General features: G+C 42.8%; 10 protein-coding genes. 3 read left to right on the top strand and 7 right to left on the bottom strand.

All coding sequences use genetic code 11. From position 1 onward, the window contains the following. Positions 1-342 precede the first annotated feature (342 nt). On the top strand, positions 343-1,119 hold the full coding sequence (locus BUE31_RS19005) for a carboxypeptidase-like regulatory domain-containing protein (RefSeq protein WP_073405399.1): 777 nt from the start codon (positions 343-345) through the stop codon (positions 1,117-1,119). Positions 1,120-1,136: 17 nt separating this feature from the next. On the opposite strand, the gene BUE31_RS19000 is transcribed toward BUE31_RS19005, so the two are convergent. The 4 genes from BUE31_RS19000 to BUE31_RS18985 form a co-directional block, all read right to left on the bottom strand. Beyond that, complete coding sequence (locus BUE31_RS19000; protein ID WP_073405398.1) at positions 1,137-1,523, bottom strand: helix-turn-helix domain-containing protein; 387 nt, start codon at positions 1,521-1,523, stop codon at positions 1,137-1,139. A 9-nt stretch (positions 1,524-1,532) separates the two neighbouring features. Next, positions 1,533-1,826 (bottom strand): type II toxin-antitoxin system HigB family toxin, encoded by a 294-nt coding sequence (locus tag BUE31_RS18995; protein WP_073405397.1) that lies wholly within the window; start codon positions 1,824-1,826, stop codon positions 1,533-1,535. 432 nt (positions 1,827-2,258) lie between these two features. Continuing rightward, the gene (gene dnaE / locus BUE31_RS18990; protein ID WP_073405396.1) at positions 2,259-5,849 is read right to left on the bottom strand and encodes a DNA polymerase III subunit alpha; all 3,591 of its coding nucleotides are present in this window, start codon (positions 5,847-5,849) and stop codon (positions 2,259-2,261) included. 233 nt (positions 5,850-6,082) lie between these two features. Continuing rightward, on the bottom strand, positions 6,083-8,335 hold the full coding sequence (locus BUE31_RS18985; protein ID WP_073405395.1) for a S9 family peptidase: 2,253 nt from the start codon (positions 8,333-8,335) through the stop codon (positions 6,083-6,085). A 183-nt stretch (positions 8,336-8,518) separates the two neighbouring features. On the opposite strand from BUE31_RS18985, the gene BUE31_RS18980 reads away from it, so the two are divergent. Further along, entirely contained in the window at positions 8,519-9,043 is a 525-nt protein-coding gene (locus BUE31_RS18980; protein ID WP_073405394.1) for an acyl-CoA thioesterase, read from the top strand. 127 nt (positions 9,044-9,170) lie between these two features. Here the strand turns inward: BUE31_RS18980 and BUE31_RS18975 are convergent, their stop codons facing one another. Genes BUE31_RS18975 through BUE31_RS18965 form a run of 3 tightly spaced genes read right to left on the bottom strand, consistent with a single transcriptional unit; the run spans position 9,171 to position 11,785 of the window. Then, on the bottom strand, positions 9,171-10,253 hold the full coding sequence (locus BUE31_RS18975) for a family 10 glycosylhydrolase (RefSeq protein WP_073405393.1): 1,083 nt from the start codon (positions 10,251-10,253) through the stop codon (positions 9,171-9,173). Then, positions 10,246-11,373, bottom strand: a complete 1,128-nt coding sequence (locus BUE31_RS18970; protein WP_083620106.1) for a carbohydrate-binding family 9-like protein — start codon at positions 11,371-11,373, stop codon at positions 10,246-10,248. Before BUE31_RS18970 ends, BUE31_RS18975 begins: the two co-directional genes overlap by 8 nt. A gap of 4 nt (positions 11,374-11,377) precedes the next feature. Further along, positions 11,378-11,785 carry an EVE domain-containing protein gene (locus tag BUE31_RS18965; protein WP_073405392.1) on the bottom strand — a complete coding sequence of 136 codons (408 nt, stop codon included), beginning with the start codon at positions 11,783-11,785 and terminating at the stop codon, positions 11,378-11,380. 608 nt (positions 11,786-12,393) lie between these two features. On the opposite strand from BUE31_RS18965, the gene BUE31_RS18960 reads away from it, so the two are divergent. Next, complete coding sequence (locus BUE31_RS18960; protein WP_073405391.1) at positions 12,394-12,924, top strand: hypothetical protein; 531 nt, start codon at positions 12,394-12,396, stop codon at positions 12,922-12,924. Positions 12,925-12,995 lie beyond the last annotated feature (71 nt).

Raw genomic sequence — 12,995 nt, 5'->3', positions numbered from 1 at the left:
TTTTTGTCCCCGCAGGGTCTCTCATAGAGGACCCTGCGCAATGTTTGTGGATTGTAAAAAGTAATTGCTATGAAATCGGCAGGCGGCTAATTCCTACTTATTAGCTAATCCAACGCAGGGTCCTCTGCGAGAGACCCTGCGGAAACGGGATATTGATACTGCTGTTTTTATCAGAAGAAATGCTTAGGCTGATACTTGTATAGGTGTCCGTCCGTCCACTGGACCAAGGTTAAAAAAACAAACGAACACCCATCTGTTAAATGATGTTAAACAATTACTTAACCATTTCCTGTTGGTTATTTTTGGGTAGATGATAAACCTGCCCACCAATTTTATTGCCTGATGAGATACCTGCTGCTATTTGTATTTCTTATCCTGGCATCCTGTTGTTACGCACAGCAAATAAAAGGCAGTGTGTTTGATAAAGACACCAAACTACCTATTAACAGCGCTATAGTAAGTATGGGAAAAAAGCAGGTATTCACCAATTCCTTTGGCGAATTCAGTATTGCGGCATCGGGTAATGATAGCCTTAAGATAGCGCGGTTTGGTTATAATACCTATAGAACGGTAATCAGTAATGTGATGGCTCCTATTCACGTTGAGCTGGAACCTGCCAAAATAGTGTTAAATGAAGTTATAGTCCACTCAAACCGGGAACGGGAATTTAAAAAAGATTCAGCAGAGAACCGCCTGCTTTATGCCAAACAGTTTAATTATAAAGGCCCGACAGTTATGGATGCTTTTATAGGTAATCCGATCAAAAACCCGGGTGAGCTGATCAGTATTGACGTAGGCACATTAATAAGAGCGCTAACTAAAAAAAGCACCCGCGAGTATAAGTTCAATAAATTATTGCTGCGCGATGAGCAGGTTGAATATGTAAACCAGAAGTTTAACCACGGCATAGTATCAAAAATAACCAGGCTAAAAGGCGATACGCTATCGGCATTTATGATGCAATACAGACCTACCTATACATTCGCCCATAAAGTCACCGATTATGAGATGGAGCTTTATATTAAGGATTGTTATAAGAAGTTTTTGAAGGATGGATTGAAGGGGGGAGAATTGTTTATCGATTCAAAAAAAGACTCTGTGCAGGTTGAATTGAATTGAAAATTAACAAAATGAACCTAAACATTCTCCAACAAAAAATCGCCGCTAATACCCAGTTTGCTGTGTACTGCTTTAAGAAACATAACATCCGGCTCGCGTTTGCCGCTTAATATCTGGGAGAGTTTGGAAGTACCCAATCCTAAAAGGACGGCAAGCTTGGCTTGTGTAAGATTCATCTCCTTAATTTTATGCTGAACAACAGAACTGATGGTTACCGGCAAAGGCGTTATCTTTAAAACATTATCTTCATATTGCTCTGCTAAAACACTAAGATGGCTTAACTCTTCTTGTTCAGGCCCCGATAAAAAACTAAAGCCGCCTTTTTCTGTTGCTTTTTCTATAAACTTTTCTATCAAAGCCATTACCTGGTTGTACTGTACTTCATTCCTTATTTTGTCAATCATCTGTTTATCTTAAATAGTTGAACAATCAATTTTGTCATATTCGCTGTGTGTACCAATAAAGCGTATAAATAAAGTACGCCTGTCAAAAAATATCATGGCTACAAGCCTGAAATCATTTCCTTTAATGTTAAACTCATACCTGTCATTCCCTACATAATCTACATTATTAAACACTTTCTTTATGTCTGATAATTTAGTCCAATCCGCTGCCTTTGTAATGTTATACCAATTGTTTAATGGAGCAGCACACACAGGATGTTTTTCGGCAAATGCTGAAAGCGTTTTTTTGATAAGGATTACCATTAATCAAATATAAGGCGATATTTTACAATATGAAACAAATTTCAAAAAATGAAATTAACTAAAATGGGAGAATTTTGCAATTGCAAGGAGGGCGTGTGATATTACATATTTGATTTTTGATGCACTTGTTGGTGTTGTCACCAACAAGTTGGATAAAGCTTTTGCATTTAGGAATAAGCAGCATGCTAAGTACAGCAGATGCCACACCATAGCCTTGCGTTTTGTTGGTGACAACACCAACAAAGGCGTGAAAAGGATACTGTCGTTTTTAGGTTGAAATAGAGCATTCTATCTCACAGATTCTAAAACTATGTCATTGCGAGCGCAGCGTGGCAACCGCACGCCGTGCACAACCGCTATGCAAATCTACGCCTTTCTTTTCGCTCTGTATAGTCCGCGATTGCTTCGTACCTCGCAATGACAAGAAAGAGTCTAATTCAACACCGGCTGCACATTCGTCAAATTAAAAATGTCAGCCATCAGGTCATCGCTTGGGTTTACTTTAAAGTTTTTTGAGGGCAGCTCAACCAGCATATTATCATCCCTGTCTTTTATCATAAACTTAAGGGTACAGTTTTTAACCGGGTATTTCTGATTATTGGTGGTGATCAACCCTTGCAGGTCTTCCAACAGGCGGCTGTTCAGGGCATTCAGTTCCAGGCATACGGTTAATGATTTGGTAAGCTTATCCCGCATTTCAGAGAGCAGGCTCATTACCGTTATCTTCATATCCCAATTATCTTTCTGACGGAATTTCTCTTCAATGATCCCCCGCAGGTGCAGAAAATAACCATCCATCATCATGTTCCGGAATTTCACGTAATCATCACCAAACAAAGCAAACTCGTACGATTCATTATAATCCTCCAATACAAACGTGCCGAATGGCTTACCCGTTTTGGTCATTTTATGCTGTACGTTGCCTACCAGGCCGCCTATGCAGATCTCGCCTTTTTTACGCAGGTTGGCAAATGCTGTCATTATATCTTCGCCCCCCTCGCCTGAGCGGGCTTTTTGCATCATCTTTAAATCGCTGATATTGCTATTGCAAAACCTTTCCAGCTCAACTTTATAGTTATCCAAAGGGTGCCCGGTAAGATAGATCCCGATCACATCCTTTTCGTATTTCAATTTTTCAATCAGTGGAAACTCTTCAGCTTCCGGCATAGCGGGCTCAGGAATATATGATGCTACCGACCCACCAAACAGCGACGATTGCGAGCTATTCTGCGTATTCTGGTAATCGTTGGCATATTTTATCAGCCGCTCCACCCCTGTTAGTACCCCGTTTTCTGTTTTAGCGAAAAACTGCGCACGGTTCAATCCAAACTCATCAAAAGCGCCGCCATAAACCAGGTTCTCGTACGATTTACGATTTACACTCCGGGTGTTGCTCCGCTGTGCAAAATCATAAACCGATTTATAAGGACCACGTTCCAACCGCTCTTCAATAATACTTTCAACGGCTTTATCGCCCACACCTTTAACCCCGGTAAGCCCAAAACGTACCTGGCCTTTGCTGTTAACTGCAAAAGCCATATCACTTTCATTAATATCCGGCCCTAAAACCTGTACACCCATTCTCCGGCATTCCTCCATAAAAAAGGTGATCTTTTCCATGTTGTTCTGGTTGTTTAAAACCGCTGCCATGTATTCAGATGGGTAATGTGCTTTCAGATAGGCCGTTTGATAAGCCACAAATGCATAGCAGGTAGAGTGTGATTTGTTGAAGGCGTACTGTGCAAATGCTTTCCAGTCGTTCCAGATCTTTGTAAGCTTATCTTTAGGATGACCTTTAGCTGCTGCGCCATCCATAAACTGGGCCTCCATCTTGTTCAAAATCTCAATCTGTTTTTTACCCATCGCCTTACGCAAAACGTCGGCATCGCCTTTACTAAAGCCAGCCAGCTTTTGCGATAAAAGCATCACCTGTTCCTGGTACACGGTGATCCCGTAGGTTTCGCCCAGGTATTCCTCCATATCCGGAACGTCAAAGGTGATAGGTTCACGGCCATGCTTACGACTGATAAAGTTGGGGATATACTCTATCGGGCCCGGACGGTATAGCGCGTTCATGGCTATCAAATCCTCAAACTTATCCGGCTTAAGCTCGCGCAGGTACATCTGCATCCCGTCACTTTCAAACTGGAACGTACCGTTGGTATCGCCACGCTGGTAAAGTTCAAAAGTTTCCTTATCGTCAAGTGGGATATAATCTATATCGATGGATACCCCATGATTTTGTTTGATCAGCCTTAACGCATCCTTTAAAATGGTAAGGGTTTTTAAACCCAAAAAGTCCATCTTAATTACGCCGGCATCTTCAATAACACGACCATCATACTGAGTAACCAGCAGGTCGGAGTCTTTTGCTACCGCTACAGGAACAATATCTGTTAAATCATAAGGTGCAATGATGATCCCCGCAGCGTGTACACCGGTATTACGTACCGAGCCTTCCAACTTTTCAGCTTCGCGCAGTACTTGTGCACGCAGGTCGTTTCCTTTTAAGATCTCTTTAAGCTCGGGTACCTGTTCAATAGCCTCTTTCAGGGTGATGCCCAAAGTATCAGGAACCAGCTTTTTGATAGCGTTCATTTCAGACAGCGGCATATCCAACACACGGCCCACATCCTGAATGCTGGTACGGGCAGCCATGGAACCATAAGTAATGATCTGCGCCACCTGGTTCTTGCCATATTTATCAACTACATAGTCAATTACTTTTTGGCGGCCGGCATCATCAAAGTCCGTATCAATATCGGGCATCGATTTACGATCCGGGTTAAGGAACCTCTCGAACAGGAGGTTGTACTTCATCGGGTCGATATTGGTGATCCCGGTACAATAAGCAACCACCGAACCGGCAGCCGAACCACGACCCGGACCGATAAACACGCCCATATCACGCCCGGCTCTTATAAAGTCGGCAACAATCAGGAAGTATCCGGCAAAGCCCATAGTACGGATAGTGAACAGCTCAAAATTGATCCGTTCTTCAACCTCCGGCGAAATGTCTATGTAACGCTCTTTTGCGCCCGTAAATGTTAAATGCTTCAGGTATTCCCATTGGTTCAGGGTATCAAAGTCGGGCGTGCTGTCACTGTGGATCTTAAATTCAGGCGGGATGACATAGTTTGGAAGTAGAATGTCTCTTTTTAATTTGAGCACCTCTACCTTGTCGACAATCTCGTTGGTGTTATCCAACGATTCAGGGATATCATTAAACAGCTTGCCCATTTCGGCCTGCGTTTTAAAGTAAAACTGGTCGTTAGGGAAACCGAATCGATAGCCCTTGCCACCTTCTTCATCCGTGGCTATAGGCGTACTCTGCATATCGCCGGTGTTTACGCAAAGCAAAATATCATGCGCATTTGAGTCCTGCTGATCTACATAGTGAGAATCATTGGAGCAGATTACCTTAACATTATATTTCTTAGCAAATTTTGCCAGTACTGCGTTCACCGTATTTTGCTCAGGGATGTCATGGCGCTGCATCTCAATGTAGTAATCTTCCCCAAAAAGGTCGAGCCACCATTTAAACTCGATCTCGGCTTCTTCTTCTGTACCCCTTAAAATAGCCTGGGGTACTGATGCGCCCAGGCAACAGGTAGTTGCTATTAAGCCTTTATGATGTTTTAGTATAAGTTCTTTATCAATCCGGGGCCATTTGCTGTAAAGGCCTTCCATGTAGCCTAATGAGCAAAGTTTAACCAGGTTTTTATAACCTTCGGGATTTTTAGCCAGCATCAGCTGGTGGTACCTTTTATCTTTTTTCTCTTTGGTGAACTGCTTTTTATGCCGGTCATCAACCACATAAAACTCGCAGCCTACAATAGGTTTCACGTTATGCTTACCCGCTTCGGCCACAAACTTAAACACGCCAAACATGTTACCATGATCGGTAATAGCCAGGGCTTTCATGCCATCGGCAGCTGCTTTTTTGTATAATTTGGAGATATCGGCAGCACCGTCAAGCAGTGAAAATTGGGTATGAACGTGTAAGTGTGAAAAATCGGGCATCGTCTATTCTGTTCCTTTAATGAAGATACCAAAGTTAAAGAATTTTGGAGGGGTGATGATAGATGATGAACCTATTTTTTTCTTAACACCGAGTTTAAATATTAACAATTTGTCATTGCGAGGTACGAAGCAATCGCGAACTTTACAGAGCAGCAAGAACGGTATAAAACCTGAAAAGCCGGAAATGCATAGTTCGCGATTGCTTCGTACCTCGCAATGACATAAGTGGTTAATTATTTATTATTCAAATTCACCAAATCACTCTTTCCTTTCAAATTCTTCTCCAAAAACTGGAAGCTTACATTCTGGATCAGCCGGTAACTTTCCCAATTGTAAGCTGCACCATGCGCTCCGGGTGGGTAAATGCGCAGTTCTGCATCTTTACCTGCATTGGTTAAGGCAGTTAGCAGCTGCATAGTATTAGCCGGATGCACGTTATCGTCACTCATTGAGTGGATGAGCAATAAATGATCTTTCAGGTTTTTAGCATATGGCATGTTTGAGCTGGATTTATAGCCTTCTTCATTTTCAGGCAAAGGCGCCATGTAACGCTCCGTATAAATATCATCATACAAACGCCAGTCGGTAACCGGGGAGTTAGCTATCCCCACTTTAAATACGCCCGGATGGGTTAATAAAGTGTAGGTAGTACTGAAACCGCCATAGCTGGTACCCATTATTGCCATGTTGCTGCCATCAACAAAAGGCAATTTTGCCAGGTATTGGGCAGTTTCCGCAAAGTCGCTGCTTTCCAGCTTACCCAATTGCTTATAAACCGATTTCATAAAGGCGCTGCCATAATTGGCTACTCCGTGATTGTTTACATTTGCCACAACATAACCGTTTTGCGCCAGCCATTGCTGCCACGCATCCGACGAGAAATTATTAAATATGTCGTGCGATTCTGGTCCACCATAAACGGTCATTACCAGCGGATATTTTTTATTAGGATCGAAATTGAAAGGCTTGATATAATAGCCATCTAGCGTAGCGCCATCTGCTGTTTTAAACTTAAAAAATTCCGGTGCCGAGTAAGCATGTGCTTTTGTGTACTCACTCACGGCCTGGTTATCTTCCAATGTTTTTAAAACCCTGCCCTTATCATCATTCAGCGTAACATGCAATGGCGTGTTTACATTGCTGTAGGAATCAAGATAATATTTGGTATTGGGCGACATGTTGATGTCATGAAAACCCGTCACTGTGGACAATTTGGTTTTGCCGCTTCCATCAAATTTAATAGTATAAAATTGCTGGTCGAGGCCGGAATCTTCTGCCGACAAGTACCAGATCTTCTTAGCATCCGCATCAATGCCAGCTACCTTTATCATATCCCAATTACCTTTGGTTACCTGGTTTAACAGTTTACCATCATACCCATAGCGGTAAATATGATAATATCCTGAACGGTCAGACACCCAGAAAAACTCTTTCGATTTCTCAGGGAAGTAGATCATATCATTCACATTGGTGTAAAAGTTAAATATGGCCACCCAGGTTTTGTTCTGCTCTTCCAGCACTACATGGTGTTCGCCTGTCTTTACGTTGAAGAAGTATAGTTTCATGTGGTTTTGTGCACGATTCAAGGTCATCAGGGCAATAACATCGGGGGTGCTTGTCCAGTAAATACGGGGGATATAAAAATCGCCTGTTTCATCCGGAGTAAGCCAAACCTTCTTTCCCGATTCCACATCAACTACACCAATTTTAACCGATGGATTGGCATCGCCAACCTGCGGGATAGAAATATGGATGTGATCAGGGTGATTTCCTTCAAAGTTGGTCATCTGGAAATCGGGCACCTTGCGCTCGTCAAACTGCCAAAAGGCCATATACTTATTATCCGGCGACCAGTTCCATGCCTGTGCCTGGCCAAATTCCTCTTCATAAACCCAATCATAATGGCCGTTAAAGGTGCCGTGCTCATCGGTTTGGTCGTTAGTTAGCTGCGTTTCTTTTGCTGTCGCGAAGTTGTAAACATACATATTACCGCCTCGTTCAATGCCCACCTTTGAACCATCAGGGGAAAGCTCAGCAGACCGCGCGTCCTTAGCAGCCTGCTTTAATTGCTTACCGGCCAAATCATAAATATAATAATCTGAGATGCCGGAGCGGCGATAAATGGGCCTGAAGTTTGTTTTAAACACCAGGTGCTTTGAATCATGCGACCACTGGAACGATTCGTAATTGAAGGTGCTGTCCGTGCCCGGAAATTTTAGTCCCTTATTTGTAAATACCAGCTCGTCTTTTTGCGTTTTAGCATCCATTGAGCGGATCTCATCATTATTGATAAATGAATATTTATTGCCGCCGTCCGTCCAGTTTACACTTTGCGGACCAGGGTTACCATACAGCTTACCTGCAGATTGTAAAGCATCTTCCAAACTGCTGTAACCCGGTTTAGTTTGCGCCATAACCCCAAAAGGCAGCAGGCAGCACAATGCTAGCAAGCAAATTAAATGAACAGGCAGAGATGTATATTTCATAAAAATGGAATTGATTTTTTCAAATGGCTAAAGCTAATTGAATTGGGGGAATTTGGCAATAGAGGCCAGAGATTAGAGATCAGAGGTTAGGTCTTGATTAATTCTAACTAATTTTCAAACGTTTTCCCTCCTAATCTCTAGTCTCTGACCTCTAATCTCTCCTTCAATAACTATCTTTGCGCTATGAAAGGAAAAACGCCCAAAGAATCGCACACCATAATGAATGAGCTGGTACTGCCCAATGACACCAATACTCTGAATAATTTAATGGGCGGGCGTTTATTACACTGGATGGATATCGCGGCGGCTATTGCCGGTCAAAAACATTGCAACCGCATAGTGGTAACCGCTTCGGTTGATAATGTTTCCTTTAAGCATTCTATTAAGCTGGGCGATGTGGTAACCATTGAAGCCAAGGTTTCCAGAGCATTCAATAGCTCGGTTGAAGTAAGACTTGACGTATGGGCCGAAAATATCCCATCGGGCACCCGGGTTAAAAGCAACGAGGCCTATTACACCTTTGTGGCCCTTGATCAAAACAACCGCACCATCCCTGTACCTGAACTGATCCCCGAAACTATTGAAGATATGGTGTTATTTGAAGGCGCACTTCGCCGCAGGCAATTGCGCCTTATCCTTGCCGGCAAAATGAAACCCGACGAGGCTACTGAGCTGAAGGCTTTGTTTTTTGGGGAGGAGGAGAAATAAGAAATTTGTCATTGCGAGCGCAGCGTGGCAACCGCACGCATGCTAAGCGGCTATGCAAGTTCTACACCTTTCTATTCGCTCTGTATAGTTCGCGGTTGCTTCGTTCCTCGCAATGACAAACGGATAATTACGTATGCACTACCCCAAGCTCACTCTTCAAAATATCCAGTACCTGTGGTGTTACATTCCCAAAAAACGATACACCTGATGCACCGTTTTTTAATGCTACCTGGATCCCCTGCCTTACTTCATCATCATTATTAAAATCGGATAAATATAAACCTGCATAAAGCGGGAACGCGCCTGCTAAAAAGTGGATCCCTTCGGCAACGGCATCACCTATCCAGCCTACCTTTTCTTTATAAAAACCGTGATAGATCATCGGACAAACACCATCCAGCTTAAAGTTGGTCCAATCCTGTCTTACGTTACGACGAGCAACTTCGGGCGTTGGGAACACAGCGGCTGTAATTAATTTTTTATGCTGATGCGCAATAGCAGAGATGCTATTTACGACCCTGATGATGTTATTGTACCTGAATAACCGCCATGATAAGCTTGCTTCAGGGAATTGAATGTCAGACAGATCAGTTCCGTATTGCTCTTTAAATTTCGCACGGCAGACTTCGCAATAGCAGTAATCATATTCGGGCAGCTCTTTGGTTTGTTCAATTTTGTATTTATCCCACAGGTTCACGGGTAATACCACATCGCAGTACCGCACATAATCCAGGTGGATGCCATCAACATAATCTTTAGCTAAAATATCGGTAACCTGCTGCTCCAAATATTGCTGCACTTCCGGGCGCGACGGGCAAAGCCAGCGGTAATAATTTACATAGGGTGGCTTATCGGCACAAGAGTCTCCATTGCGGTTTTTGCTGTACCAGTCAGGGTGGATACTTACCAGCTCGGCACGGTTAAACGTCCAGATCCAGCGATGCGCTTCAAGGCCATGAGCCTTAGCCGCACGGAAATGCCTTTCGCTATCTGCTTCAAAGAAGATCCCGGTTATGCCACCGGCCTTAAAAGCAGAGTAACGGGTATTAAGCTCATCGTCAGTATCTTTTTGGTTGGGGTTGGTCCACACCCAGTTTTTAAGCTTTTTTTGCTTTTTAGCGGAAGTAATTATAGTTGCCGAGCCTTTATAGGGCAAAGCAGATGCTGCACCAACTACCAGGCTGGCTTTTAAAAACTCGCGTTTATTCATTGGGATTATTACTTAATTTACCAACTAAACCTTCCTGGTTTATCCTCCAGGTAATATTGTCTTTTTTATCGGTGATCAGCGCCATAAACTGGTGCGGGGTGGCTTCCAGTTTCAAATCGCTCACATTTCCGTTTATGGTCACCTTATCATCAACGTCAAGTTCCTTTAACGATTGTGCATAAACGCCATGTTCCCTAAACCATGCAGTTTGCCGGTAATAAACCAGCCATAAGTACTGCTTCTGCAGTTCGGAATAGGGCAAAACAAATGCGGGGGCATTATCCTTTTTTGTGAACTGCAGGTAGCCAAAGCGTTCGGGGAAATGCATGTTTATAACACCCTGCGGGCTCCATACCCAATTATGTTCAGGCAGGTTGCGACCGTTATTATCTTTTAGCTTTTCATATTTACCGTTAACTACTTTGGTGTCCCACTCCACCCTCGAAAAGTTAAAGCGCCAAAAAGTACCTTCTCCGGGTGCCGACCTTCTGTTACCAAGGCTCAGGGCTTTAAAAGGGATTGCTATTTCAACCGTCCACCCTTTATCCGTATCCGAAGGGTCATTCAACGTACCCTGGATCTTAACAGCCGACCGCATCCCTTTAACGTCCCAGCTGCTTATGGGCCTGCCCTGGTTGCGGTAAGGTTTGTTCAAAAACAAATCGAAAATGCTGTTTATAGCGTTCCATTCTATTTCAAAATACTCGTGGGTTGTGTTGCCCGGGTCGATAAAAACCTCCACATCATTATCCATAAAAATGATGTCATCACGTTTTTTCAGGGTGGCCCACACATTCGGATCCATAACCTTTACCGCCATGTACAGGCAGGTATCGTCCCAAAGCATTTTGATGTTTGTTTTCAGCGGCGGATTGGGTTTAAGGTTGCCCTCAATATCTACAAAATCATCGCTCCATTTTGCCTGCTGCCATGCAGCATCGTTTATATCACCATCAATTAACGGGGCATTTTTTGTATAGCCTGCAACGTAACTTTTGGGGGTGGTAAATAAATTCTCCAGCCCTTTAAATTGCTGTTGTGCCGTAGCTGCTGTTGTGCTAAAAAGAACAAGCGCAGCAATAATTATTTTCGAATAACAAACCTGTGATCCTTTTTTCATCTGCTTACCGGCTGCCAAGTTCAACAATACGGTCAAACTCCTCGCGTTTAAGGCCCATTACAGACAAGCGCCCCTGGCGTACCAGGCCTACCTCTTTCAGCCGTTCATCAGCCTTTATTTCTTCCAGTGTTACCGGGGTTTTTAAAGATTCAACAGGCACAAGGTCTATCACCACCCAGTTCGGGTCGCTGGTGGTGGGGTCCTGGTAAAATTCTTTGGCAACTTTGGCAATGCCTACTACTTCTTTACCATCGTTGCTGTGGTAAAACAGCACCAGGTCGCCTTCTTTCATTTCGCGTAAATTGTTACGTGCCTGGTAATTGCGAACGCCATCCCAAAAGGTACGACCCTCTTTATTAAACTTTTCCCAACTGTATTTTACCGGTTCCGATTTTACAAGCCAATATTGCATATTAAGGTTTTTGCCAAATGTAATTAATTTAGGGAAAATGGAGAGCGAGTTTGAGGATTTTGGGTGGAGATGTAGGGGGGATGATTTGTTATTGACTGAAACGAAAGCGGGCATCGAGGCTTGCGGTTTTGAGTTAAAAGCATTCGATACTGAAGGACTGCAAGTGTTCCAGCGTTCCATTTTTACACGCGGAACACCCGGAACGTAGCGGAACATACTGATTATCAGCTATTTTACTTTTAAGCAATGGTAAATACCAGCTAACATATTGATAATCAGGCATGCCAATTTTTTGTTTTCGCAGGGTCTCCTGAAAGGGCCCCTGCGCCCGCGTGCTCAGTATGCGGCTGGCATTATCCATGCGCATGAATGATTGCAAACCAGCGCAGGGTCCGCGATGCGAGACCCTGCGGGGACTGAAAATATGCTACATCCGTATTTTATAATTTAAACACGTTGTATTTTCGTGTCAATTGAAGACATTTTAAACTGAATCTAGAATCCTGCCTGTTCAAGCATGGATACGGGCAGGGTAATTAATTTGAGTAATAATATTTAACAGGATTGTTTACTCAATTAATAGATTTGTAATCGCACCAATTATCACAATGAAAAAAATCAAAGATAAAAAACCATTTATTTATTATGAAAACCTTAAATCATGGGAAATAGTTTCCATGATAATCTATGCTTTTGTTACTATTGGAGTCATTCTATTAGCCATTTTGGGCAATCCTCACAATAAGCAAGTTATTGTAGTAATGTATGCCTTATTATCCCAGCTGTCACTATACTTTGGTTTGTATACATCATTAAGAAATTTCAAATCATATTTAATATGGTTTGGCTTTGGCGTTATACACGTTATGCTTTTCCTGATTTTTAAGGACGATTCAACATTGCAAATGCGCCGTGGAAATCCAGCGTTTGGATTGGCCAATACAATTGTGCTGCTAGCTCTTTTTCAATTATTGAGATATTTAAGTTTAAAAATGCAGGGGCGCGAATTTGTTGCTCCGCCCAAAGGCGGAGGTCCGGATTTATTTGACAATAAAAAAGTGAGCTCAACAGATTTTATAGTATTTATAATTTATATGGGTTCCTGGTTTGGGTTGACGATACTTTCCGCCTCTAATTGAAATGCTGAATTTGCTCAGTCTATCAAAATATCTGACGTTTGAACATGCAGGATTTGCCTAATAATTTTTCT

Source organism: Mucilaginibacter sp. OK098, from assembly GCF_900142915.1.
Classification (GTDB): domain Bacteria; phylum Bacteroidota; class Bacteroidia; order Sphingobacteriales; family Sphingobacteriaceae; genus Mucilaginibacter.
This window is presented reverse-complemented; position numbering and strand designations above follow the sequence as displayed.

Coding starts and splice junctions, on each gene's coding strand:
- BUE31_RS19005 (WP_073405399.1), top strand. CDS start 343: ATGAGATACCTGCTGCTATTTGTATTTCTTATCCTGGCATCCTGTTGT.
- BUE31_RS19000 (WP_073405398.1), bottom strand. CDS start 1,523: ATGATTGACAAAATAAGGAATGAAGTACAGTACAACCAGGTAATGGCT.
- BUE31_RS18995 (WP_073405397.1), bottom strand. CDS start 1,826: ATGGTAATCCTTATCAAAAAAACGCTTTCAGCATTTGCCGAAAAACAT.
- dnaE (WP_073405396.1), bottom strand. CDS start 5,849: ATGCCCGATTTTTCACACTTACACGTTCATACCCAATTTTCACTGCTT.
- BUE31_RS18985 (WP_073405395.1), bottom strand. CDS start 8,335: ATGAAATATACATCTCTGCCTGTTCATTTAATTTGCTTGCTAGCATTG.
- BUE31_RS18980 (WP_073405394.1), top strand. CDS start 8,519: ATGAAAGGAAAAACGCCCAAAGAATCGCACACCATAATGAATGAGCTG.
- BUE31_RS18975 (WP_073405393.1), bottom strand. CDS start 10,253: ATGAATAAACGCGAGTTTTTAAAAGCCAGCCTGGTAGTTGGTGCAGCA.
- BUE31_RS18970 (WP_083620106.1), bottom strand. CDS start 11,373: ATGAAAAAAGGATCACAGGTTTGTTATTCGAAAATAATTATTGCTGCG.
- BUE31_RS18965 (WP_073405392.1), bottom strand. CDS start 11,785: ATGCAATATTGGCTTGTAAAATCGGAACCGGTAAAATACAGTTGGGAA.
- BUE31_RS18960 (WP_073405391.1), top strand. CDS start 12,394: ATGAAAAAAATCAAAGATAAAAAACCATTTATTTATTATGAAAACCTT.